Annotated in this window: 23 protein-coding genes and 1 pseudogene; 22 read left to right on the top strand and 2 right to left on the bottom strand. The window is 42.7% G+C overall.

From position 1 onward, the window contains the following. Window positions 1-188, bottom strand: a pseudogene (locus T356_RS18405) (IS1634 family transposase); the annotation flags it as partial. Window positions 189-499: 311 nt separating this feature from the next. Between T356_RS18405 and T356_RS18410 the strand changes: the two are divergent. The 15 genes from T356_RS18410 to T356_RS0104835 all read left to right on the top strand — a co-directional run bounded on the left by T356_RS18410 (window position 500) and on the right by T356_RS0104835 (window position 16,225). Continuing rightward, window positions 500-1,345: a Fic family protein gene (locus T356_RS18410; protein ID WP_051563153.1), complete on the top strand. Its 846-nt coding sequence runs from the start codon at window positions 500-502 to the stop codon at window positions 1,343-1,345. 384 nt (window positions 1,346-1,729) lie between these two features. Next, window positions 1,730-1,987 carry a hypothetical protein gene (locus T356_RS0104770; RefSeq protein WP_026513504.1) on the top strand — a complete coding sequence of 86 codons (258 nt, stop codon included), beginning with the start codon at window positions 1,730-1,732 and terminating at the stop codon, window positions 1,985-1,987. A gap of 97 nt (window positions 1,988-2,084) precedes the next feature. After that, the gene (hprK, locus tag T356_RS0104775; RefSeq protein WP_026513505.1) at window positions 2,085-3,038 is read left to right on the top strand and encodes an HPr(Ser) kinase/phosphatase; all 954 of its coding nucleotides are present in this window, start codon (window positions 2,085-2,087) and stop codon (window positions 3,036-3,038) included. A 25-nt stretch (window positions 3,039-3,063) separates the two neighbouring features. Continuing rightward, on the top strand, window positions 3,064-3,999 hold the full coding sequence (locus tag T356_RS0104780) for an ROK family glucokinase (RefSeq protein WP_026513506.1): 936 nt from the start codon (window positions 3,064-3,066) through the stop codon (window positions 3,997-3,999). A gap of 11 nt (window positions 4,000-4,010) precedes the next feature. After that, complete coding sequence (gene murB, locus T356_RS0104785; protein WP_026513507.1) at window positions 4,011-4,925, top strand: UDP-N-acetylmuramate dehydrogenase; 915 nt, start codon at window positions 4,011-4,013, stop codon at window positions 4,923-4,925. Between the two features lie 53 nt (window positions 4,926-4,978). Next, the gene (gene rapZ / locus T356_RS0104790; RefSeq protein ID WP_026513508.1) at window positions 4,979-5,854 is read left to right on the top strand and encodes an RNase adapter RapZ; all 876 of its coding nucleotides are present in this window, start codon (window positions 4,979-4,981) and stop codon (window positions 5,852-5,854) included. 3 nt (window positions 5,855-5,857) lie between these two features. After that, entirely contained in the window at window positions 5,858-6,799 is a 942-nt protein-coding gene (gene whiA / locus T356_RS0104795; protein WP_026513509.1) for a DNA-binding protein WhiA, read from the top strand. A gap of 13 nt (window positions 6,800-6,812) precedes the next feature. Further along, window positions 6,813-7,076 (top strand): HPr family phosphocarrier protein, encoded by a 264-nt coding sequence (locus T356_RS0104800; RefSeq protein WP_026513510.1) that lies wholly within the window; start codon window positions 6,813-6,815, stop codon window positions 7,074-7,076. A gap of 269 nt (window positions 7,077-7,345) precedes the next feature. Beyond that, a complete protein-coding gene (locus T356_RS20185) occupies window positions 7,346-8,257 on the top strand; it encodes a GNAT family N-acetyltransferase (RefSeq protein ID WP_051563154.1) in 912 nt (303 codons plus the stop codon). A 131-nt stretch (window positions 8,258-8,388) separates the two neighbouring features. Further along, window positions 8,389-10,188 (top strand): Na/Pi cotransporter family protein, encoded by a 1,800-nt coding sequence (locus T356_RS0104810; RefSeq protein WP_026513511.1) that lies wholly within the window; start codon window positions 8,389-8,391, stop codon window positions 10,186-10,188. 17 nt (window positions 10,189-10,205) lie between these two features. After that, entirely contained in the window at window positions 10,206-10,766 is a 561-nt protein-coding gene (locus T356_RS0104815; RefSeq protein ID WP_026513512.1) for an NUDIX hydrolase, read from the top strand. A gap of 19 nt (window positions 10,767-10,785) precedes the next feature. Beyond that, complete coding sequence (locus T356_RS0104820; RefSeq protein WP_026513513.1) at window positions 10,786-11,547, top strand: Crp/Fnr family transcriptional regulator; 762 nt, start codon at window positions 10,786-10,788, stop codon at window positions 11,545-11,547. A gap of 39 nt (window positions 11,548-11,586) precedes the next feature. Then, on the top strand, window positions 11,587-12,315 hold the full coding sequence (pflA, locus tag T356_RS0104825) for a pyruvate formate-lyase-activating protein (RefSeq protein WP_026513514.1): 729 nt from the start codon (window positions 11,587-11,589) through the stop codon (window positions 12,313-12,315). A 165-nt stretch (window positions 12,316-12,480) separates the two neighbouring features. Further along, entirely contained in the window at window positions 12,481-14,745 is a 2,265-nt protein-coding gene (gene pflB / locus T356_RS0104830; RefSeq protein ID WP_026513515.1) for a formate C-acetyltransferase, read from the top strand. 133 nt (window positions 14,746-14,878) lie between these two features. Further along, entirely contained in the window at window positions 14,879-16,225 is a 1,347-nt protein-coding gene (locus T356_RS0104835) for an MATE family efflux transporter (RefSeq protein ID WP_026513516.1), read from the top strand. Between the two features lie 329 nt (window positions 16,226-16,554). On the opposite strand, the gene mgtE is transcribed toward T356_RS0104835, so the two are convergent. Beyond that, window positions 16,555-17,910: a magnesium transporter gene (gene mgtE / locus T356_RS0104840; protein ID WP_026513517.1), complete on the bottom strand. Its 1,356-nt coding sequence runs from the start codon at window positions 17,908-17,910 to the stop codon at window positions 16,555-16,557. Window positions 17,911-18,289: 379 nt separating this feature from the next. On the opposite strand from mgtE, the gene T356_RS0104845 reads away from it, so the two are divergent. From T356_RS0104845 to atpE, 7 genes are all read left to right on the top strand, one after another. Then, window positions 18,290-18,976: a hypothetical protein gene (locus T356_RS0104845; protein WP_026513518.1), complete on the top strand. Its 687-nt coding sequence runs from the start codon at window positions 18,290-18,292 to the stop codon at window positions 18,974-18,976. Window positions 18,977-19,100: 124 nt separating this feature from the next. Next, a complete protein-coding gene (locus tag T356_RS21460; RefSeq protein ID WP_051563155.1) occupies window positions 19,101-19,766 on the top strand; it encodes a hypothetical protein in 666 nt (221 codons plus the stop codon). A gap of 126 nt (window positions 19,767-19,892) precedes the next feature. After that, a complete protein-coding gene (aspS, locus tag T356_RS0104855) occupies window positions 19,893-21,701 on the top strand; it encodes an aspartate--tRNA ligase (RefSeq protein WP_026513520.1) in 1,809 nt (602 codons plus the stop codon). 264 nt (window positions 21,702-21,965) lie between these two features. Continuing rightward, window positions 21,966-22,223: an AtpZ/AtpI family protein gene (locus T356_RS0104860; RefSeq protein WP_242846555.1), complete on the top strand. Its 258-nt coding sequence runs from the start codon at window positions 21,966-21,968 to the stop codon at window positions 22,221-22,223. 28 nt (window positions 22,224-22,251) lie between these two features. After that, window positions 22,252-22,662 (top strand): hypothetical protein, encoded by a 411-nt coding sequence (locus tag T356_RS0104865; protein ID WP_035780456.1) that lies wholly within the window; start codon window positions 22,252-22,254, stop codon window positions 22,660-22,662. Between the two features lie 10 nt (window positions 22,663-22,672). Continuing rightward, complete coding sequence (locus T356_RS0104870) at window positions 22,673-23,443, top strand: F0F1 ATP synthase subunit A (protein ID WP_026513523.1); 771 nt, start codon at window positions 22,673-22,675, stop codon at window positions 23,441-23,443. 54 nt (window positions 23,444-23,497) lie between these two features. Then, window positions 23,498-23,779 (top strand): ATP synthase F0 subunit C, encoded by a 282-nt coding sequence (gene atpE / locus T356_RS0104875; protein ID WP_026513524.1) that lies wholly within the window; start codon window positions 23,498-23,500, stop codon window positions 23,777-23,779. Window positions 23,780-23,811: the final 32 nt, after the last annotated feature.

Here is a 23,811-nt window from a genome sequence, read left to right on the forward strand (position 1 = left end):
TTGGGATACATCATGGTAGGATCATCGTCGCACATCTTACCAATAGTAGTCCGCTTTGGGATGTTGTACTTCTTGTCAGGCTTATACACCCTGTCGTACTCGTAGTTGATGTAGACAACTCCCTTGATCGTCTTCGTGTAAATCTTGCCCTTTTCTTCCGGGATCTTCACTCTGAAATCGTAGTACATAGATCACTTTTCTCCTTGATAATAAGTATGTATACCCACTCAATAATTATAACAAGAAAAGCCCGGAAAATCAACAGAATTGCTGAATTTTCTGGGCTTTTTGCCGTTTTTATTTGATTGAGTTTCAAAACTTACTGGAAGTTAGGAATCTCTGATTTTCCGCATCGTCTGACGCCGGTGATTATTTTGATGAGATCGTTATCATAGAACGCGCGTATTGGAGCAATGTATTTTTCTCTTTTGATCATATCATCTTCTCTCCTTATTATTCATCTCATTGAGAATTTTACCACTTTTTGGAAAAATTCTCAATGAGAGTGAGAATTTTTCCATTATGCGGAAAAATTCTCAGTGAAGAGGCCTCAAGTGTTGATTGGGATGCACTTAATCTTATTCATGCAGAAAATGAGAATCTTGATGTGAATATAGATGTGATACTTATGCTTCATAGAATGATGGAAGAGGCGGCAAGCCCTACAGAAGCCGGAAAGTTTAAAACCAGAGACAATTTGATTATGGAATATCAGCCGGATGGAACGAGAAGGATAAGGTTTACTCCTGTCAAGGCAAAGGAAACAGAGAGTGCGATCGAACAGCTGATTCTTGCATATTATGATGCCAGACAGGATGCGGATATTCCAACAATATTTTTGATTCCATGTTTTATAGTGGATTTTTTATGTATACACCCGTTTCTTGATGGTAACGGAAGGGTATCAAGACTTCTGACGGTGCTTATGTTGTATATCTCGGGATATGACATTGGAAAATATATTTCTGTTGAGAATCATATAAAAAAATATAAAGAGAGCTATTATGCAGCTCTTGAAGCGTCATCTTCAGGATGGCATAAAAATAAAAATGACTATACTCCGTTTATGGTGAATTTTCTTCAAATATTGTATAAGTGTTTTAAAGATCTGGATGAATCGTTCATGGATATTTCATTAAAAAAGGCCAAAAAGTCTGAAAGGGTTGAGGCGGTACTCATTGGGGCGATTGCTCCGATTTCAAAAGCAGATATTGAAGAAAAAATACCTGATGTAAGTGTAAAAACGATAGAGAGAGTTCTTAACAAAATGCTTAAGGAAGAAAAAATTGAAAAAATAGGATCCTATAGAGATGCGAGATATATTAAGAGAAGGAAATCAAAATAATTTGATATCCTTCCGAAGTATATTTCTATTTGACGCGCGTCAAATAAAAAGAGGTACGGAATGGCAAAGGTAATAAGAAAAACTCAAGATCTTACATATCTTTCCTGGTCTCATGCGCGGAATTCTTCAGGAACAGCAGGTACTTATTTGAAATCGGGTTCAGTAGTGGGAGGATATAAGTCATATGCGAGTCTATGAGATCTATGATGAAGATAATCAAATCGATATAGGAATCCTTCTATATTATAAAAAAAATAAGTTATATATTATCGAGCTCAGAACTGAGCTTGACGAGTGGACTGCCCCGCTTCTCTTCACTTCTTTTGTCAAAAAGGGAATATATACAATTCCTCGTGACGCACTCCGGGATGCGGCGGGTATTATGTGACATTCAACGATTCAATAGATATACCGGCATGGCTTTTGTATGATAAAGGGCGAATTGTGGATGTTACATACAAAGATTTTCTTACATTTATAGGACGGAATATTGTCGATACTACAAGAGCATGTGAGCTTCTTGAGTGCACGAGACAAAATCTTAATTATATAGTCAGGAAAAATAATATAACGCCTGTATTGAACGACGTTAAAGGCAATTTATATATAAAAAACAGACTACTCAACAAAGAAATCAAGTAACAGTTTCCCTTCTCTCTCCGCTTTAAAAAACCCCACATCTATGGTATCATTTTTCCTAGTATATAGTTCGAAAAATACTTATGTTGGGGAGGAACTGATGGCAAGCGTAAGTCTTAAAACTATTATCGATAAAATGAAGCTCACAAACCTGACACCGGAGCTTGATATCAAGAAGATCCGCATTATTCAGCCTGATATTAACAGACCGGCGTTGCAGCTTGCAGGTTACTATGAGCACTTTGAAGCTACCAGACTTCAGGTTATAGGCTTCGTAGAATATACATATATGGAATCTTTTTCTGATAAGGAAAAAGAGAAAATGTACAGAGAACTGCTTTCCTTTGATATACCGGGAGTTGTTTTCTGCAGGGACTTAGCTCCCGATCCGATCTTTTTGAAGATTGCCGTTGAAGAGAAAGTTCCGGTCCTTATGACTAAGAAATCCACATCAGTTTTTATGGCGGAGATTATAAGGTGGCTTAATGTAAAGCTTGCGCCTTGTATCTCGATCCACGGCGTACTTGTCGATGTATACGGCGTCGGTGTTTTGATAACGGGTGAGAGCGGAATCGGTAAATCTGAGACAGCGATAGAGCTCATAAAGAGAGGACATCGTCTCGTATCGGATGACGCGGTTGAACTTAGGCGTGTAAGTGAGGAAACTCTTATAGGAACATCGCCTGATATCACAAGGCATTTCATTGAGATGAGAGGTGTCGGAATCATAGATGTTAAGACTCTTTACGGTGTATCAAGCGTAAGGGAGACACAGACGATTGACCTTGTTATCAAGCTCGAAGAGTGGGACAAGGACAGCGAGTACGACAGATTCGGACTTGAAGAGGAATATACGGAATATCTCGGCAACAAGATAGTTTGTCACAGAATTCCTATCAGACCCGGTCGAAATCTTGCGGTAATCTGCGAATCGGCAGCAGTTAACCACAGACAGAAGCAGATGGGCTACAATGCGGCTCAGGAGCTCTACAACAGGGTTCAGAATTCGCTTGCAAGAAGACGTTCTGATGATGACGACGATGACGAGGATTAATTCATAAAAGGAGAATATAGAGGTAATGGGAAAATATGTATTTGGCGTAGATATCGGAGGAACAACTGCTAAGATAGGACTTCTTACAGAGGAAGGCGAGAAGGTTGAGCTCTGGGAGATACCTACCAGAAAAGAGAACAACGGAAGCAGCATTTTAAGTGATGTTGCAGAGTCTGTTAAGGCTAAGATCGCTGAGAAGAATCTTTCATCCGACGATGTTATCGGAATCGGACTTGGCGTTCCCGGCGCTGTAGACGCAGATGGCATGTGTCTTCAGGCAGTTAACCTCGGCTGGTCCAAGCTCAACGTGGTAAAAGAGCTCGAAGCTCTCACAGGATTCAAGGTAAAAGCCGGAAACGACGCTAACGTTGCAGCCCTCGGTGAGCAGTGGAGAGGCGGCGGACAGGGACATCAGAACATGCTCCTTGTTACTCTCGGAACAGGCGTGGGCGGCGGAATCATTAACGAAGGCAAGATCCTCACAGGAGCTACAGGTTCAGGTGGAGAGATCGGACATATCCATCTTGTTGACGATGAGCCCGATGCTTGCGGATGCGGCAATCACGGATGCTTTGAACAGTACGGAAGCGCTACCGGAGCAGTAAGAGTTGCCAAGAGAATCCTCGTTGAGACAACAGAAGACAGCGTACTTCGCGGCAAGGACTTCGAGTGCAAGGACGTTTTCGATGCAGCCAAGAAGGGTGACAAAGTCGCTGTTCAGTGCGCTGAGAAATACGGCTATTACTTGGGAAAAGGAATCGCAAGCGTTGCGACGGTTGTAAATCCTGAGATAATAGTTATAGGCGGCGGAGTTTCAAAAGCAGGAGAAATGCTTTTCGACCTCTTGATGCCTTCATTTAAAAAGTATGTATTTTCAGGTTGCAGCACAGCACAGTTCGCACTTGCAAAGCTTGGAAATGATGCGGGAGTCTTCGGCGCAGCCAGAATGCTTCTGTATTAAAGGAGATTTTTTTGAATAACGATTTTATTACAAGTCTGAGAGATATTGTCTCGGAAGAAAACATAATATTGAATGAAGAAATGAGCAGGCACACTACGTTTAGAACCGGTGGGCCTGCGAGCTTATTTATAAGCCCGAAAGATACGCGGCAGCTCTTGGAGGTTCTTAAGTGCCTCAGAGCTGAAGGTGCCGACTACTTTGTTCTCGGAAACGGAAGTAACCTTCTTGTGTCCGATGAAGGGTATGATGGCGTGATTGTATCTTTGAAGCACTTTACAGGTGTATCGGAAGTAAATGACACTTGTATCAGAGCGGAAGCCGGTGCACTTAATTCAGCCATAGCTTCTTTTGCCAGGGAAAAAGAGCTTACGGGTTTCGAGTTCGCTGCGGGAATCCCGGGAACTATCGGCGGTGCGATGGTTATGAATGCCGGAGCCTATGACGGTGAGATGAAGCAGGTCGTAAAGGAAGTCAGTGCCATATCACCTGAAGGTGAAGTTGTGACGCTTTCATGCGACGATATGGAATTCGGCTACAGGACCAGCTTTATTAAGGGCAAAAAATATATTGTATTGTCCGTACTTATTGAACTTAAGAAGGGACAAAAAGAAGATATCATAGCAAAGATGTCGGATCTTGCGCAGAGAAGACGTGACAAACAGCCGCTTGAATATCCCAGCGCCGGATCGACTTTTAAAAGACCTGAGGGGAACTTCGCGGGAAAGCTTATCCAGGATGCGGGACTTAGGGGCTATACCGTTGGCGGTGCATGCGTGTCGGAGAAACATTGCGGCTTTGTGATAAATAAAGATTCCGCAACTTCGGCCGATATATACAAAGTAATAGATGACGTAAGGAAGAAGGTATACGAATCCTATGGAGTAATGCTGGAACCCGAGGTTATTATGTTGGGTAGATTTGAGTAGATTTGAGTAGAGTACTTAGTGCGGGCCATAAGTTATTATGAAAGGATTGAGTCATGAGATTCGTAGTTGTTACCGGAATGAGCGGCGGTGGAAAGTCTACTGCCATACATATGCTTGAAGACGCAGGTTTTTATTGCGTAGATAATCTTCCTGTGTTTTTGATAGAGAAGTTTGCAGAACTTGTTGCGGTTCCGGATAATGGAATCAGTAAGGTCGTTCTTGGAATTGATGCAAGAGCGGGACAGAAGTTCGAAGAAGTTGCGGGTATCATTGATACTCTTAAAGAAAGAGGACTTCCAATAGAAGTCTTGTACATGGATGCAAGCGATGAAGTTCTTATAAAGAGATACAAAGAGACAAGACGTGTTCATCCCATGAACGTCAATGATGTCGGAAATCGTATAGAAGACGGAATTGCCAAGGAGAGAGCGGTTCTTACAGAGGTAAAAAAGAGAGCGGACTACGTTATAGACTCTTCTCAGCTCCTTACAAGAGAACTTCGTGAAGAGCTCGACCGTATATTTGTAAGAAATGAAGAGTACAACTCTCTTATGGTAACGGTGCTTTCTTTTGGCTTCAAATATGGAATCCCGTCGGACGCGGATCTCGTATTTGATGTGAGATTCCTGCCCAATCCTTTCTATATAGATGAGCTCAAGCATCAGACAGGAAACGACAAACCGGTTCAGGACTATGTGAAAAGTTTTCCCGAATGCGGACAGTTTCTGGATAAGCTGACGGATATGCTTGAATTCCTGATTCCCGGCTATGTAAAAGAAGGAAAATATCAGCTTGTTGTTGCAATCGGATGTACCGGAGGGCAGCATCGAAGCGTTACCATAGCAAATGAACTGTACGACAGATTAAAAGCGGGAGACGGAAAGTTCGGACTCAAGCTTTTGCACAGAGATGTTAAACAGGCAAGGTGAGGTATGTCTTTTTCAGCGGACGTAAAGGAAGAACTTGCTAAACGTATAGGTTCGTCAAGGCACTGCCGGCTCGCGGAGCTAGCTGCTATTATCAATAGCACGGGCTACGTTGAACTAAAAAACGACAGGCCGATAATGCTTTATTTACAGCCTGACAACGAAGCTGTAATTAGAAAGTTCTTTACATTATTAAAAAAAGCATTTAATATAGGAACTAGCTTTTTGGAGGAATCCCCCGATATCAAGGTAAATGGGCGAGTTTACAGGCCTGTTCTGGGTGAAGGGGATATTCTTGAATCGTGTCTTAAGGCTATAAGACTGATTGACGGTCAGGGTAAATTCAGACCTTTGGATGAAGGTGTGAGTCCGTTGATCACTAAGAACTCTTGCTGCAGGAGAGCCTTTCTTCGCGATTCTTTCTTGTGCATCGGTTCCATCAGCGATCCCAATAAAGGGTATCACTTGGAATTTGTCTGTGACTATGAGAATCAGGCACTCCGATTACAGGAAATAATTGAGAGCTTTGATATTGAGGCAAGAATAGTCAGACGTAAGAAGTATTTTGTGTTATATGTTAAGGAAGGCTCCGGTATCGTGGATCTTCTTAATATAATGGAAGCGCCTATAAGTCTCATGAATCTGGAGAATCTCAGAATTGTAAAAGAGATGAGGAATTCCATTAATAGAAGAGTCAACTGTGAAGTCGCCAACATAACAAAGACTGTTAATGCCGCGACTAAACAGATAGAGGACATTACATATATCAGAGACTTTTACGGATTTAATCGCCTGCAGGAGAACTTGCGGGAGATGGCGGAGGTCAGGCTTGAACACCCTGATGCGACGCTTCTCGAGTTGGGCAAGTATCTTGATCCGCCTGTAGGTAAGTCAGGAGTTAATCATCGGCTTAGGAAACTGAGCGAGCTTGCGGATAAGCTGAGATGAGGAGGGAATTATTATGTTGACAAAATCTATCGAGATTAAGTTGCCCAGAGGACTGGAGGCAAGACCTGTTGCAGAGCTTGTTCAGCTCGCAAGTAAGTACGAGAGTACAGTTCATATCGAGGCTCAGTCCAAGAAAGTTAATGCGAAGAGCATTATGGGTATGATGACACTTAGTCTTAACACCGGAGAAGAGGTAACGGTTATCGCAGAAGGAAGCGATGAGGAATCAGCTGTCGCTGATATGGAAATGTTCCTTCACGGAAACAAGAAAAAGTAATATTCATTATTAATTAAAAAAAGCCCTATTAAAAAGGGAGGATGCCGGGTAAGTATCTCTTACCCGGCACATTATGAAAAAGTTTAATTGGTATTGTCTGTCTCAACTCATCTGACAATATTATAATAACAAGCAGGTATGTCCAAAAGATGATTTGAAGTAACCAATCTTTTAAAGAATTGTAAACAAATTATGAACGCTCGCATTTTTCAGTAAATGCGGGCGTTTTACGGTTTATTGTATTATAATTGTTCTTGGAGGAAAAATTCGTGCTTAAGAAGATTGTTTTTACATTAGATGAGGAAAGCCTGAAGAATAAAGAAGTCTCGGAAAGCATGGAGTCTGCGAAAGCTTATATAAAAAGTTGCGGATTGGATTCAGAGATTCTTGGGGCACAGGATTTTTTCAAAATACATAAGCCTGATGGGGAAATGCTGGTAGTTGCGGACAGGAAAGAAATTTCCGAAAGAGCGACTAAAGAGGGCTTTTATGTAATAGGCGTTGAACATGTGCTGAACAGGAATGAGGAGTTCCCCGGAGTTAAATATATTTTTTCCGACATTGACGAAGTCGATATAGATTCATTCATAAAGGCGTATCAGAGATATGCGAAGGAGCCGTGGGATGTGCTTACAACGGACAGGCTCCTTGTCAGGGAGACAACCCTTGATGATGTGGATGAATTCTATAAGCTTTACAAAGATCCCGAGATGACCAGATATATGGAAGGCCTGTTTGAGAATCCCGAAGATGAGAAAAGATATCAGAAGGACTACATCGAGAAAGTATACGGACTTATGGGCTTTGGCATATGGACTCTCGTAAGGCGAAGTGACGGCAGAGTAATAGGCAGAGTCGGATATTCTGTGAGAAACGGATTTGATGATATAGAACTTGGATTTCTTATAGGAAAAGAGTTCCAGAGACAGGGCTATGCGTTTGAAGCGTGCAATGCGGTTCTTGACTACGGCAGAGATATTCTTCTTTTTGATAAGGTCCAGACACTTGTGAAGGCGGAGAACGAGATCTCAATAAATCTTTGCAAGAAGCTCGGCTTTGAATATCTCGATACTGTCTCTGTAGAGGAAGACATATACGGAAGAGAATACAACGGAGAGAACAGCGTGCCTGTCGGCGGTGCTTCTTATGGAGAATACGTAAGGCTGATGAAAAGGCTGTAAAAAGAGGGCTAAATTAATTTGTGGCTTTTTTTGACGCCATCCTATAAAATAGATTTGTAACAATAAGAAGAAAAAGACAGATAGGTACGAAGGGTAGAGAGCCCTTAGCGAAGAGTGCCTATGGAGGTGAAATGAAAGAATTTTTAGACAGTTTTAAAATGGTAGCAGGGCTTGTTGGCGGTCTTGCAATGTTTTTGTATGGAATGAACGTTATGAGCGGAGGCCTTACCAAGGCTGCCGGAGGACGTCTTGAAAGTGTACTTGCCAAAGTTACCAAGCATCCTATAATCGCTTATTTATTCGGTGTTGGTGTCACCGCACTGGTTCAATCATCATCTGCATCTACCGTAATGGTAGTTGGTCTTGTTAATTCAGGAATCGTAACCCTTAAACAGGCAGTAAACGTTATACTTGGTGCTAACCTTGGTACAACATTTACGGCATGGATTCTTACACTTAATAATCTGAACAGCACGAAATATTTGTGGCTGGAACTCTTAAAGCCCAGATCATTCACACCTTTCCTGGCTCTCATCGGTATCGGGCTTTACATGTTTTCCAAAAGTGAGAAAAAGAAAAATATTGGAACAATCCTTCTTGGATTTTCTGTTTTGATGTTCGGTATGAGCAGCATGTCTGATGCGGTAGCTCCGCTTAAAGATAATGCGGGATTCAGAACTCTTCTTATGAAGTTCAGCAATCCTTTGATCGGATTCCTGGTTGGTATATTTTTTACCATGCTTATTCAGAGCTCTGCCGGAACAATCGGTGTGTTACAGGCGATATCCGGAAGCATACCTGTGTATTTCAGCATAGCTATCCCTGTTGTAGTCGGAGCTGAGGTTGGTACATGTATCACGGCGATCCTGTCATCTTTTGGCGCTAATAAGAACGGTAAGAGAACAGCGCTTATGCACTTGTACTTTAATATCATAAAAGCAGGGCTTTTTATGGTGATTTTCTATTCTTTAAACGCTGTGATGAATTTCTCGTTTATGCATAATGAAGTCGGACTTGCGGGAATTCCGGGAGTGCACACACTTGTAAACCTTATTGCAACACCGCTTATGCTTCCTTTCTCATCGGTGCTTGTAAACCTGGCACTCAGCTCAATTCCTATTGATGAGAAGGAGAAAAAAGATCAGGAAGAGCAGCAGGGTATCAGAACTCTGGATCCTCTTTTCCTTGCAAACCCGCCGTTTGCGCTTGAGCAGGCAAGACAGGCTGCGATCGAGATGGCCAATATGTCCAAAGATGCTCTTGATAAGGCGATTGAACTTATTACGGATTACAAAGAGGAAGTTGCGCAGGAGGTTGATTATCTTGAGCGCAAGGTTGACCAGTACGAGGATCAGCTTGGAACTTACCTTATGAAGATAAATAATCATCATCTTGCACCTGAAGACAGCCATACACTTACAATGCTTCTTCACTGCATAACTGATTATGAGAGAATAAGCGATCACGCGCTCAACATTATGCAGAAAGCAAGGGGAATGTCGGCAAATCAGAGGACATTTACACCCAAGATGCAGACAGAGATGGATATATTCTCATCTGCGGTAAAAGAGATTGTGGAAATGTCTATCAAAGCGTTTGAAACAAGGGATGTTTCGACTGCTAAATCTATCGAACCTTTGGAAGAAGCCATTGACGGCATTCAGAAAGAGGTAAAGAGACGTCATGTCAGAAGACTTCGCAAGGGCAAATGCACTATCGAACAGGGATTTGACCTTAGCGATATAGGAACGGATTACGAGCGAATTGCAGATCACTGCAGTAATATTGCTGTCGGGGTGATCGAGGTTCACGATGATGCGTACGATGCGCATGAGTATTTGGAAACACTCAAAGCTGAGAAGACAGAAGGCTTTGAGCAGGCAGTTGATTTTTACGAGAGAAAATATCAGCTTCCTTCAGTTAAGTTTTAATGTAGGAGCTATAACGGATGGAATTTCAGTATTTGGAAAAGAAGGAGCAGGGCGAGTTTATAACGCGCTATGATCTTCACTACAAGACGGTGGATAACAAGGACAAGACTTACGAGATAATCAGCAGAAATCCCAATCTTAAGGGATATGAAGATATTCACAACAACAAAGTCGACGCGGTTGTTCTCATAATGCATGATGAGACAGGTGAGAAGATACTTATAAACAAGGAGTTCAGACTCGCTCCCGGTGCATGGGTATACAATTTCCCCGCGGGGCTTATCGATCCCGGTGAACAGCCTGAAGAGAGCGCAAGAAGAGAGCTCAAGGAAGAAACAGGACTTGATATCGTAAGTATCGATGAGTGGATCGGCGAGAGCTACAGTGCTGTGGGATTTTCAAACGAGAAGAATCTTTGCTGCGTAGGAAAAGCAGCGGGAACTTTTTCAAAGAGCAGCTCAACTTTGGAAGAGATAGTTCCCGGATGGTATACCAAAAAAGAAGTCAGAGAACTGCTTAAGACTCAGCCTTTTGCAGGACGAACGCAGGCGTATTGCTATTTGTGGTCAAAAGAGTAACGAGTGTCGGTGTTTGCGTATGAGCGAAAAGAAAGAAAAACAAAACGGAATATATCAAGAGCAGAGTCAGGCGGAGGAATTAAAAAAAGGAATAATCGGTCTTAATATCTGTGAGGAATGCGGCGGATTGTGTACGGCAAGTGTCCCCATTATCGAGGGACTTCCCGTAAACGCGCAGGTAAGCCTTATGGAACATTCGATTCATGAGACACTCAAGAAGAACAGCTATCTTTTCAGAGAGGGCGAGCCGGTAGATTCGATCTGTATTATAAGAAAAGGCAGAGTTAAGCTGTGCAGGTACGATTCTCTCGGAAGAGAGCAGATCATAACCATACTTGCTGATCACGATATCATTTGGGAAGGCATGTTTTTGGACGGAAGTATATATCCGTATTCGGCGGTATGTCTTACAAATGCTTCTATTTGCCAGATACACAGGGATGATTTCATAAAGGTTGTGGATGATCCTGCGGCCGCAATGAATATCATCATTCTTTTGAGCAAAAAACTCCACGATGCCAATGAAAGAAATATGCTACTTTCCACCAAGGATCCCATGGCGAGACTGGCGGGATTTTTGATGTACAGAGTTGACAGAAGTGTGGGCGATGACATAGTATTAAAACTCGACGACATTGCTGCGAGTGTAAATCTTAGAACAGAGACGGTCAGCAGGAAACTCAGGGAGATGGAAAAGAGCGGTCTTATAGAGAGAGTAGGGCATGCCAAGATCAGGGTTCTTGACAGAGATGCGCTCAGGGAAATTTATATTTATCAGTGATTTATCTTTTTACAGACTATGTAATGAAACGGAGTAATAATGGTTAAAGGTGCAATTCATTCAATAGAAACATTCGGTTCGGTAGACGGACCCGGAATCAGATTTATCGTATTCCTCAAGGGATGCAAATTAAGATGCAAGTATTGTCACAATGCGGATACATGGGATCCCAATTCAGAGGACATGCGTACTCCCGATGAGCTTTTGGACTTTGCTGAGAGATACAGATCATATTGGGGTACGGAAGGTGGAATAACAGTCAGCGGAGGAGAGCCGCTTCTTCAGATTGACTTTTTGACAGAGCTGTTTAAGAAGGCCAAAGAGCGCGGGATCAACACTTGTATTGATACGGCACTTCAGCCTTTCACACGTGAGGAGCCTTTTTTCTCCAAGTTCAATGAGCTCTTGAAGTACACAGACCTTATGCTTGTTGATATCAAGCACATTGATAGAGATGAACATATAGAGCTTACGGGACTTCCGAATGATAATATTATTGACGGAATGAAGTATCTTTCGGAAATGGGCCAGCCCATCTGGATCCGTCATGTGCTTGTGCCCGGAATAACGGACAATGATGAATATCTCAAGAAGACAAGAGCGTTCATAGAGACACTTTCCAATGTGGAAAAGATAGAGGTTCTTCCCTATCATTCGATGGGACAGCACAAGTTCGAGACTCTCGGAATACCATATAAGCTCGACGGCGTAAAATCTCCTACAAAAGATAGGGTTGATAACGCCATGAACATATTAAACGGGAAATAATATCAGGAAGGTGGATGCAGATAGCATCTGCCTTTTTTGCTTATTTTAATATTAATTTTAATAAAATCTTAAAACTTGATTACAATCAATGTTTGGTTGTGTAACAGGTGATATCATCAATCTCGAACAATACATATGATAATATTTTAACGAGGAGTACGTAAAATGAACGAAGCATGGCGCGGGTTTAAGGGAACCCACTGGTTGGATGACGTTAACGTAAGAGATTTCATCCAGAACAACTACACACCTTATGACGGAGATGAGAGCTTTTTGGCTGAGCCTACAGAAGCTACAGATAAGCTTTGGGGCAAGCTTCAGGAGCTCCAGAAACAGGAACGTGAAAAGGGCGGCGTTCTTGAGTGTGAGACAGAAGTTGTTTCTAGTCTTACAGCATATGGCCCCGGATATATTGATGAGTCTATGAAGGATCTTGAGCAGATCGTTGGTCTTCAGACTGATAAGCCTCTTAAGAGAGCATTCATGCCTTTTGGTGGAATCAAGATGGCTGAAGAAGCTGCTGAGACATACGGATACAAGGTAAATGAGAAGTTCCACAAGATCTTCACAGAGTACCACAAGACTCACAACCAGGCAGTATTTGATGCTTACACTCCTGAGATGAGAGCAGCAAGACACAGCCACATCGTAACAGGTCTTCCTGATACATACGGCCGTGGACGTATCGTAGGCGACTACAGAAGAGTAGCTCTTTACGGTATCGACTACCTCATCAAGAAGAAGATGGATGATTACAACAACTGTGGTGATGGAACAATGCTTGACCACATCATCCGTCAGAGAGAAGAAATCTCTGAGCAGGTTAGAGCTCTTAAGGGAATGAAGGAAATGGCAGCCGTTTACGGATTTGATATTTCTGCTCCCGCTAAGAACGCTAAGGAAGCTGTTCAGTGGCTCTACTTCGGATACCTTGCAGCTATCAAGACACAGAACGGTGCTGCAATGTCAGTAGGACGTGTTTCAACATTCCTTGATATTTATATTGAAAGAGATATTAAAGAAGGAACTCTTACAGAGAAAGAGGCACAGGAACTTATCGACCACATGACAATGAAGTTCAGAATGGTTAAGTTCGCTCGTATTCCTTCATACAACAACCTCTTCTCAGGTGACCCTGTATGGGCTACACTTGAAGTTGGTGGACTTGGAATGGATGGTCGTCACATGGTTACAAAGAACGACTTCCGTTTCCTTCATACTCTTGAGAACATGGGACCTTCACCTGAGCCTAACCTTACAGTGCTCTACACATCTAAGCTCCCTGAGACATTCAAGAAGTATGCTGCTAAGATTTCGGTTACAACTTCTTCAATCCAGTACGAGAACGATGATGTTATGCGTCCTATCTGGGGCGATGACTACAGCATCTGCTGCTGCGTATCTGCTACACAGACAGGTAAAGAGATGCAGTTCTTCGGAGCAAGAGCTAACCTTGCTAAGTGCCTTCTTTACGCTATCAACGGTGGTAAGGATGAGAAGTTCCTTACAAAGGACGGCAAGCACATGCAGGTAGGTCCTGAGATGGCTCCTATCACAGCTGATGTACTTGATTACGATGAAGTTATGCACAAGTATGACATCATGATGGATTGGCTTGCAGGACTCTATGTAAACATCCTCAACCTTATCCAGTACATGCACGACAAGTACTACTACGAAGCAGCTGAGATGGCTCTTATCGATACAGATGTAAGACGTACATTCGCTACAGGTATCGCAGGATTCTCACACGTTGTAGATTCACTTTCAGCTATCAAGTATGCTAAGGTTACAACTGTTCGTGATGAGTCAGGCCTTGTTGTTGATTACAAGGTAGAGGGAGACTTCCCTAGATACGGTAACGATGATGAGAGAGCAGACGAGATCGCTGTATGGCTTCTTAAGACATTCATGAAGAAGATCGAGAAGCACCACACATATCGTGATTCTGAGCCTACAACATCTATCCTTACAATCACATCTAACGTTGTTTATGGTAAGGCTACAGGTGCTACACCTGATGGAAGACCTGCATTCGCTTCATTTGCACCCGGAGCATCACCTTCATACGGTGCTGAGAAGACAGGACTTCTTGCTTCACTTAACTCTGTTGCTAAGATTCCTTACGAGTACGCTCTCGACGGAATTTCTAACACACAGACAATGAACCCTAACGCTCTTGGTCACGACGATGAGGAGAGATCAAACAAGCTTGTTAGCGTTCTTGACGGATACTTTGACCAGGGTGCTCATCACCTTAACGTTAACGTATTTGGTAAGGAGAAGCTCATCGATGCTATGGAGCATCCTGAGAAGCCTGAGTATGCTAACTTCACTATCCGTGTATCAGGATATGCTGTTAAGTTCATCAACCTTACTAAGGAGCAGCAGCTCGACGTTATCGCACGTACATGCCACGAGGCACTTTAATCGTAACCTGTACAAATTAGATAATAATATGTAATTATTTAGGGACGTCTCATTTTTGGGGCGTTCCTATTTAATTTTGTATAAAAGGATGATAGAGTAAAAATAGCGGACAACGCGTTATGAGGGGATCTGTATGAACAATAAATATGTTACAGATATGACGAAGGGCAACGAGCTTGCGCTTCTTATAAAGTTTACTATTCCGATGCTGCTGGGGAATCTATTTCAGCAGTTTTACAATCTTGCAGATTCATTGATTGTCGGAAGATATGGAGGAAAATATGGACTTGCGGCTATAGGAACCGTCGGAAGTCTTAACTTTCTCTTTTTCTCACTGTGCCTTGGTATGGCATCCGGTGTAGGTATCATGATTTCCCAGCACTTTGGGGCAGGTAAGGAAGAGCTTGTAAAAAAGACAGTAGGAAACGCTGTGGTGATCACGATTGTAGTAGGACTGGCAATGAGCCTTATCAGCGTGATCTTTGCAAGGGGAATCCTGGTTCTTTTGCATGTTCCGGATGAGTGTATGTCAGAAGCACTCATATACATGAGAGTGGTGTGCGGCGGAACATTCCTGGTTGCAGGTTACAACATGATCTCTTCAATATTGAGGGCTCTCGGCGATTCCCGAACACCCCTAATATTTCTTGGCGTTGCGTGCGGGATCAATATAGTACTTGATCTTATTACCGTAAAGGGCCTTGGATGGGGCGCCGGAGGTGCGGCTGTTGCAACGATCATTTCGCAGACTGTTGCAATGATAGGCTCTATTATCATGGGAGTAAAGACCAATGCCTATTTGAAGCTGGAATCCAGGCACAAAAAGATCGATCCGAATATAATTATTAAAGCGACAAGACTAGGCATACCGCTTGCACTTCAGAACGCACTTATTGCCTTCTCATGTGTTTCGCTTCAGAGAGTTGTAAATGGATTTGGAACGGATGTCCTGACGGCGTATACGGTGTGCGGAAAGATAGAACAGCTTGTTCAGCAGCCATACGGATCTCTTGGAACAGCGGTTTCGACATTTGCAGGTCAGAATATCGGTGCCGGGAAACTTGACAGAGTAAAGAGTGGCTGCCTTAAGAGCGTGATTCTTGTTGCGGCGTTCAGCGCTACGATGTTCGCTGTGATGGTGATTTTTGGAGAAAGTGTAATTTCAATATTTACCGACCAGACTAGGGCGATAGAGATAGGCGCAAAAGGCCTCAGAATTACCGGTATGTTCTATTTCTTCCTTGGGCTGATATATGTGTTCAGAGGAATGCTAAACGGCGTAGGAGACGCTGCATTTGCGCTTATAAACGGTGTCACGGAAGTTGTAGGCAGAATAGGCTTTGCGACAATACTTGTAGCAATACCCGCTGTGGGAATGTGGGGATGCTGGTATACGAACGCGCTTACCTGGGCTATTACCGGAGTTGCGTGCGTGCTTAGATATACATTCGGTAATTGGAGAAAAACATTCCAAGGGTAATCTTCGGAAGATATTTAAGCTGTTTTAGAACAAGTTACAACGGAAACAAAAACGTATTTGTTACTATGTGGGTTAACGGTCAACAGTATCAAACCTTAAATGCTAGTGATGGTCACGTCGATTATACCTGGACGTGGTAAAAATCGTTATGTGAATTGAAAATAGCGTAGCCACTCAAAATGGGGGCTACGCTATTTTTATTTGATAGGAAATTCCTATCAAATAAAAAACGCTCCGCTATGGATGCGACCGATGCGCAGAAGTATTATGCAAGCTAAAGCTTGCGCGCATCGGCGCGCAAAGAGTTGCAAAGCAACTCTTTGTTCTGTTCAAGCTAATAATGCAGTTGCTATGTTAAGGAAAACAAGCAGTGACAATGCGTCAACTATTGTTGTAATAAACGGACTTGCCATAACTGCCGGATCGAACCCAAAACGTGATGCCAACATAGGGAGGAAACATCCAACAAGCTTGGCAATAAGTACGACAACAAACAATGTAAGACAAACAACAGCTGAAGTTGCGATTGGAACACCGTGAGCAAAGATCAGCAGTCTGAGAAAGTTTGCAACGGCAAGTGTAAAACCGCAAAGTACCGCAACTCGTATCTCTTTCCAGACAATTTTAAATAAGTCTTTAAATTCAATTTCTTTAAGTGACAATCCACGAATGATTGAAACACTTGCCTGTGAGCCTGCATTTCCGCCTGTGTCCATAAGCATTGGAATATATGCGGTAAGAGCAAAGGCTGTTAAAGCTGCTTCATAGTGTGCGATTATCCCTCCGGTAAATGTTGCGCTGATCATAAGGAATAGCAGCCAGGGAATTCTTTTTCTGTATGTTTCTAAAATTCCAACTTTAGGATAAGGCTTATCTGACGGCACGATAGCAGCCATCTTCTCGATATCCTCGGTAGCCTCTTCTTCCAGGATGTCCACAACGTCATCGATGGTGATGATTCCGACCATTCGTGATTCGTTGTCTACAACAGGCATTGCTGTAAATCCGTACTTCTGGAAGATTCTTGCAGCTTCTTCCTGGTCGGTCATAGTATTGATGCTGATGACATTTGTGTTCATTATGTCGCCGATGATCTCATCGGGTTTCATTATAAGCAAGTATCTTAGTGCAACTGTTCCGACAAGAATTTTCTGCCTTGTAACAACATAACAGATGTTGATGGTTTCTGAATCAACGCCCTTTTTTCTTATCCTGTCGATTGCATCTGTGACAGTCATGTCTTCGCGGAGGTCTACGTACTCCACGGTCATGATACTTCCGGCAGAGTCTTCGGGATATCGGAGCAGGTGATTGATATCGGCTCTTGTCTCGGGACTTGCGCTTGCAAGTATGCGTTTTACTACACTGGCGGGCATCTCTTCCAAAAGGTCGGTAGCATCATCCGCCATTAGATTGTCAATAATGTTGGAAGCTTCTCGGTCTGACAGTGAACGGATGATATACTGCTGATCATCCAGTTCCAGGTCGGCGAATACATCCGCAGCCATGTCTTTGGGGAGGATTCTGAACATCTTAAGGGAATCCTCGTCTTCCATCTCGCCCATTGCAGCAGCTATATCAACTGTGTTCATTTCCGAGATGGTCTGGCGGAGCATGGTGTATTGCCTTGCATCAAGAAGTTCTTTCAGGATTTCAACGATTGTTTTCTCTTCTTGTAATTCCATGGTAATCTCCTTTTGCGTATGTGGTTTTTATGGTACTTCGACCAGGAGCAGGATCACTGCCGCATCGATGTGAATCTGACTTCATAAAAACCACCACCTTTCATTCGGGGATTATCCACTTATCGTGAATCGAATAGCTCAAGACATTGAGCAAGTTTACTTTAACACAAATTGGCAGACTTGTGTATAGAAAGATTTGATTAAACTGATAGCTTCAGAAGTTGTTTTTAAAATATCGCAAATACTGCAACACAATTTAGTCAGGAAGCAAGTTTTGGTTGTCATAATACTAAGAATGAGTTATCTTAATAGTGTCATTTTGGGAAGAGAAAAAGTTACTTGTTGTGGGGGCGTTATATGTAGAAAATGAGAGGATAAAATGAAAAAGAATTTAAAAAGAATCAGACGTTTGGTAGCGGCGATTGCATTGTTTTTCTTTTTGGTTGGGGTAGCCGGAACAGATGCTTATGCGATTGACAAAAAAGTGCGCTTAGAAAAGGGAAATACCGCGGTAGATATTGTTCTGCCTGAGTACGGAACATGCTTTATGGGTGGTAAGACTGTTTATTCCGATGGTACGGGGCGTCTTAGAAATGCTGCCGAAGTTTCCAGACTCATGGCTAACAGCGGCTATGATCTTTGGGTTTCAGCCAATGACGGTGAGATGTCTGTATCGGTCGAGAACTTCGATACAAAGGGTGCAGATCTTTATAACATGCCTGATGAAGCAATCAAAAAGTTCTTCGGTGATCTTGAAGGACAAATCCGCAATTCGATGAAAAAAGAGGGCGTAAAGGTAAGCGAGATAACAACTGATATTGTCAAATACAATAAAAGCAAATATCTTCGCGTGAAGACTGTGGCAGAGCCGCCTTATGCCGAAATCTATCAGTTTTGTACTCTCAAGCAGAACAAGATGATCACATTGAAACTTGTCTGCTATAACAATGTCGGCGACATAAATTCCTACAAACTTAATCCAAATGAAATAGTTGGAAAGATGACCATTGAAAAAGTGCCTGAAAAAGCGCCTGAGAAAGCGGGAAACAGGCCCGGTGTCAGATGATTTAACGTCAATTATCAGATAATATTAAGAATATTATAAAAATTTTAGTTTTATGATGAAGTAAAGGTATCTTTTTGCCGATATACATTATATAATTAATGTACGAAAGATCGGAGGTGGTCTTATGGGCAAGAAGTGTCTTATTGTAACTGTTGTTATGGGCATATTGCTTACTGTTTTTAGTATTGGGAAAACAGTTGATACCTGCCCAGAGTCTGGTGTTTCGGAAGGCGTTGGAGTAGACCGAAAACCGGTAATTTATCTATATCCTGAAGAGGACGATACGGAGGTTTCCGTAACGCTTGATTACGATGGCAATCTGGTTGAGCTTGATCCTGAATTCAATATAGATAACGGTTGGAAGGTTACGGCTGACAGAGACGGAACGATCACCTTTGAAGGAGAGAAGTATGACTATCTCTATTGGGAAGGGGATCCCAGACACAATTACAACTTTTTCTCAGGCTTCTGTGTAAGGGGTGAAGAGACGGAGGCTTTCCTTAAAGCGAAGCTTACCGAGATCGGACTTAATGAGAAAGAGATAGCTGAATTTATTGAGTATTGGATGCCTCAGATGGCAGGAAACGAGTATAACGTTATCAGTTTTCAGGGAAGCGCTTATACAAAGGGTGCAAAGCTTAACATAGAGCCCAAGCCGGATACTCTCATTCGTGTATTTATGGCTTGGTATCCTTCGGATAGATACGTTCTTCTTAATCCGCAGTATTTGGATGAATTCAACAGAGAAGGCTTTACTGTTGTTGAGTGGGGTGGAAACAGGGTTAAATAAGGTTTGGTGTTTTCACTTGCAACTATTACAATGTTGGTCTAAAATGTTGTGCGTGGTATTGGATAAAAATATCGCGCACAACTTTTTTAATGCAGATTTAATGAATAAAAGAATGGAGTAACACTAATGATGCAATCACGTACACATAACTGCGGTGAACTTCGTATTGATAATGTCGGCGAGAGCGTAACTCTTGTCGGATGGCTTGAGAATATGAGAGAAGTCGGAAGCGGACTTGGATTCGTAGTTCTTCGCGATTTCTACGGCACAACTCAGATCGTCCTTGAGACTGAAGAGATGGTTAAGACAGCCAAGGCGATCAACAAGGAATCAACAATTTCCGTAAAGGGAGTTGTAAGAGAGAGAAGTTCCAAGAACCCGAAGCAGGAAACCGGAGACATCGAAGTTGTTCCCGAATCAATCGAGATTTTGGGACGCTGCCGTTATAACGAGCTTCCTTTTGAGATCAACCACTCAAGAGAAGCTGACGAGACTGCACGTCTTAAATATCGTTACCTTGATCTCAGAAATCCTGAGGTTAAAAAGAATATTATCTTAAGATGCAACGTTGTTGCCGCTCTCAGAAGCGCTATGACTGAACATGGCTTCCTTGAGATCACAACACCTATACTTACAGCATCTTCACCTGAGGGCGCAAGAGACTATCTTGTACCTGCAAGAAAGCATCCGGGTAAGTTTTATGCACTTCCCCAGGCTCCTCAGCAGTTCAAGCAGCTCCTTATGACAGCAGGATTTGACCGCTACTTCCAGATCGCTCCCTGCTTCCGTGATGAGGATGCAAGAGGAGACAGAAGTCCCGGAGAATTCTATCAGCTTGATATGGAAATGGCATTCGCTTCACAGGAAGACGTATTTGCCGTTATCGAGGATGTTCTTCCTCCTATATTTGCTAAATACGGGAACTACGACCGTGCTTCAGGAGCTCCTTTCATGAGAATTCCTTATCTTGAGGCTATGGAGAAATACGGAACGGATAAGCCCGATCTCAGAATCGACCTTACTGTTCAGGACGCTACGGAAGTTCTTGCAGATTGTGGATTCGGACCTTTTGCTACAAAGGCAGAAGACGGTTCTGCAACAGACGTAAGAGTAAAGGCTGTTGTAATCTCTGATTTCAAAGAGAGCAGAAAGTTCATCGACAAGACTATCGGAGATGTAGAAGTTCAGTCAGGTAACAAGGCATATTGGTTCAGAATGGACGATAACAGCGAGCTTGTAGGCGGAATTGCTAAGTTCGTTGCACCTATCAAGGATAAAGTAGTTGAGGCACTTGGCGTTAAGCCGGGAGACCTTGTTGTTCTTTCAAGCGGCAAGCTTGGTGCGGCTCAGAAGACAGCAGGTGTTGTTGTTAAGACATTCGGCGCTGCTGTTCCCGGACACATGGATAAAGAGCAGTATACATTCTGCTGGATAGTAGATTTCCCTATGTACGAGATCGGTGAGGAGTCAGGCGAGCTTGAGTTCTGCCACAATCCTTTCTCTATGCCAAGCGGCGGTCTTGAGACTCTTCTTAAGGCTGAGAGAGGTGAGATCGATCCTCTTTCTATCACAGCTGATCAGTACGACCTTGTATGTAATGGCGTTGAGCTTTCATCGGGAGCTGTTCGTAACCACGATCCAGAGATCATGATAAAGGCATTTGAGATGGTAAGACTTGGAGAGGAAGACGTTAAGGCCAAGTTCCCTGCCATGTACAACGCATTCTGCTACGGAGCACCTCCGCACGCAGGAATCGCACCCGGAGTAGACCGTATGGTAATGCTTCTTGCCGGAGAGGATTCTATCAGAGAGATCATTCCTTTCCCTATGAACAAGAATGCACAGGATGTAATGATGGGAGCACCCGGATACGTAACAGACAAGCAGCTTGAGGAACTTCACATTAAGACAACTGCTGTTGAAGAAGAACAGTAAAAAGAATATATTGAATTATAGTTGAGCAAAGTCGCTTAAATACAGAGTATATTATCTGTCATTTGAGCGGCTTTTTCATTTTTGTTGCGACATTTTTGTGCGAGAATCGAATGGTTTTCTAATTTTGGCATGTACTTTGCAAAAGTAGCTTATTGACAGGGATTGGTTGAGAAATGAACGTAAATAGAGTATCATATAAATTAGGTTTGTTTCGACTTTTATATGAAAAGGAGCGTAGTCAGAATTCAGATGCAAATGAAGCGAATGTCTGAAATACTTGGTCAATTTGCGATGGTTGGTCAACTGGGGCTTTCTTTGATAATGCCTCTTTTGATGTGTCTGATCGGCTGTTATCTGTTATGCTCTAAGCTTTCGGTAGGAGCGTGGGTGTACATACCCGGGTTTATTTTGGGGCTTGGAGGTTCTATTACAACTGCGTATAAGGTGTATCTGCAAGTAATCAACAAAGAAGAAAAAAAGAAGAAAAACAACAACGAAGTGTCTTTCAACAGGCATCATTGAATTAATACAGACGGAAAGAGGACAGCAAATGAAATTACAGAAGGCTGTAAAAAAAGAAGCAGGAATAATTGCTACAAGCGTAGCGGTAGGCGTTCTTGCTATGTATCTCGTATTTTTTTGTTTGCACATGGTAGTTCCCGATTGGGCGCCATTTGACATAAAAGTTATCATAGGCGGAATAGGCGGTTATATGGTCGCTGTAGGTAATTTCTTAGGCATGGCGGTATCTGTGCAAAAAGTAGCATCTATTGAAGATGAAGACAGAGCAAGGAAGACAATGGGAGTGAGCTATAGGTATAGAACGATGATTCAGTTTCTCTGGATTATTCTTTCTATAGTCTTACCGTTTATCAATCCGGTAGCGGGTATAGCACCCTTATTTATTCCAAGCATTGTGATTAAATTACGCGGGATTATATCTGCGGGGAAAGGAGGTTGAAGGCGAAGATATGAGTAAAGAATTCTCAGTCGTAGGTCCTAAGATATATGCGACTATCCACACCGGAATCCCGATTCTCGGTGATATCAACATTACCGAAACCTTAGTGGTTACGTGGATCGTAATGCTGATAATAACAGGATTGTGCATATTCCTTACAAGGGATCTTAAGATGGAGAACATTTCAAAGAGACAGGCGTTTGCTGAAATGCTTGTTGAAATGGGAAATAACTTTGTTCGTAATAACACCGGAGGCACTAAATTTGATAAGTTGATCCCGTTTGTATCGGCGTTATTTGTTACAAGTGTGGTTTCAAACCTTATCAGCCTTATTGGGCTACGAAGCCCGACAGCAGACTTATCTACAGAAGCCGCCTGGGCGATTGTCGTATTCATCATGATTACGTCGACTAAGATAAAGACTAATGGATTAGGCGGATATTTAAAGGGATTTACGACACCTATTGCGGTTATGACCCCGTTCAATATTCTTTCAGAGCTTGCTACGCCGGTTAGTATGGCGTGCCGTCACTTTGGAAATATTCTCTCGGGTGTAGTTATCGATGGTCTTATCTACTGGGCATTGGGACTGGCATCATCTGCACTGCTCGGACTGATTCCGGGAGTTGTGGGTAACTTCCTCTCAAAGATACCAATCTTGGGAGTAGGTTTGCCGGCGATCACAGGCGTATACTTTGACTGGTTCTCAGGATGTATGCAGGCATTTATTTTCTGCATGCTGACAGTAATGTATATCGCAAATGCAGCAGAAGAAGGCTGACAAAAAGTAAATAATAATAAAAACAATTAAATGTGTCTTGAAGGAGGCAAAATTATGACAGATTTTCAGTTATTAGCTAGAGGTATAGCACTTGCAGGTTGTGGAATCGGTGCAGGATGTGCACTTATCGCAGGTATCGGACCCGGTATTGGTGAAGGAACTGCAGTTTCTAAGGCTCTTGAAGCAATCGGACGTCAGCCCGAGTGCAAGAATGATGTAACAAGTACAATGCTTCTTGGTTGTGCTGTTGCAGAGACAACAGGTATTTATGGTTTCGTTACAGGTCTTCTTCTTATGTTTGTAGCACCCGGAATGTTCATGAACTACCTGCAGTAATGTAACAAGCTTCAATAACGAAGGAGAAATAA

Origin of the sequence: Butyrivibrio sp. LB2008 (assembly GCF_000621565.1) — a bacterium.
GTDB lineage: Bacteria > Bacillota > Clostridia > Lachnospirales > Lachnospiraceae > Butyrivibrio.

What these genes read in the sequence shown, in the direction of transcription:
- T356_RS18410 (WP_051563153.1), top strand. Translation starts at nt 500, where the DNA reads ATGAGAGTGAGAATTTTTCCATTATGCGGAAAAATTCTCAGTGAAGAG.
- hprK (WP_026513505.1), top strand. Translation starts at nt 2,085, where the DNA reads ATGGCAAGCGTAAGTCTTAAAACTATTATCGATAAAATGAAGCTCACA.
- T356_RS0104780 (WP_026513506.1), top strand. Translation starts at nt 3,064, where the DNA reads ATGGGAAAATATGTATTTGGCGTAGATATCGGAGGAACAACTGCTAAG.
- rapZ (WP_026513508.1), top strand. Translation starts at nt 4,979, where the DNA reads ATGAGATTCGTAGTTGTTACCGGAATGAGCGGCGGTGGAAAGTCTACT.
- whiA (WP_026513509.1), top strand. Translation starts at nt 5,858, where the DNA reads ATGTCTTTTTCAGCGGACGTAAAGGAAGAACTTGCTAAACGTATAGGT.
- T356_RS0104800 (WP_026513510.1), top strand. Translation starts at nt 6,813, where the DNA reads ATGTTGACAAAATCTATCGAGATTAAGTTGCCCAGAGGACTGGAGGCA.
- T356_RS0104810 (WP_026513511.1), top strand. Translation starts at nt 8,389, where the DNA reads ATGAAAGAATTTTTAGACAGTTTTAAAATGGTAGCAGGGCTTGTTGGC.
- T356_RS0104815 (WP_026513512.1), top strand. Translation starts at nt 10,206, where the DNA reads ATGGAATTTCAGTATTTGGAAAAGAAGGAGCAGGGCGAGTTTATAACG.
- T356_RS0104820 (WP_026513513.1), top strand. Translation starts at nt 10,786, where the DNA reads ATGAGCGAAAAGAAAGAAAAACAAAACGGAATATATCAAGAGCAGAGT.
- pflA (WP_026513514.1), top strand. Translation starts at nt 11,587, where the DNA reads ATGGTTAAAGGTGCAATTCATTCAATAGAAACATTCGGTTCGGTAGAC.
- pflB (WP_026513515.1), top strand. Translation starts at nt 12,481, where the DNA reads ATGAACGAAGCATGGCGCGGGTTTAAGGGAACCCACTGGTTGGATGAC.
- T356_RS0104835 (WP_026513516.1), top strand. Translation starts at nt 14,879, where the DNA reads ATGAACAATAAATATGTTACAGATATGACGAAGGGCAACGAGCTTGCG.
- mgtE (WP_026513517.1), bottom strand. Translation starts at nt 17,910, where the DNA reads ATGGAATTACAAGAAGAGAAAACAATCGTTGAAATCCTGAAAGAACTT.
- T356_RS0104845 (WP_026513518.1), top strand. Translation starts at nt 18,290, where the DNA reads ATGAAAAAGAATTTAAAAAGAATCAGACGTTTGGTAGCGGCGATTGCA.
- T356_RS21460 (WP_051563155.1), top strand. Translation starts at nt 19,101, where the DNA reads ATGGGCAAGAAGTGTCTTATTGTAACTGTTGTTATGGGCATATTGCTT.
- aspS (WP_026513520.1), top strand. Translation starts at nt 19,893, where the DNA reads ATGATGCAATCACGTACACATAACTGCGGTGAACTTCGTATTGATAAT.
- T356_RS0104860 (WP_242846555.1), top strand. Translation starts at nt 21,966, where the DNA reads ATGTCTGAAATACTTGGTCAATTTGCGATGGTTGGTCAACTGGGGCTT.
- T356_RS0104865 (WP_035780456.1), top strand. Translation starts at nt 22,252, where the DNA reads ATGAAATTACAGAAGGCTGTAAAAAAAGAAGCAGGAATAATTGCTACA.
- T356_RS0104870 (WP_026513523.1), top strand. Translation starts at nt 22,673, where the DNA reads ATGAGTAAAGAATTCTCAGTCGTAGGTCCTAAGATATATGCGACTATC.
- atpE (WP_026513524.1), top strand. Translation starts at nt 23,498, where the DNA reads ATGACAGATTTTCAGTTATTAGCTAGAGGTATAGCACTTGCAGGTTGT.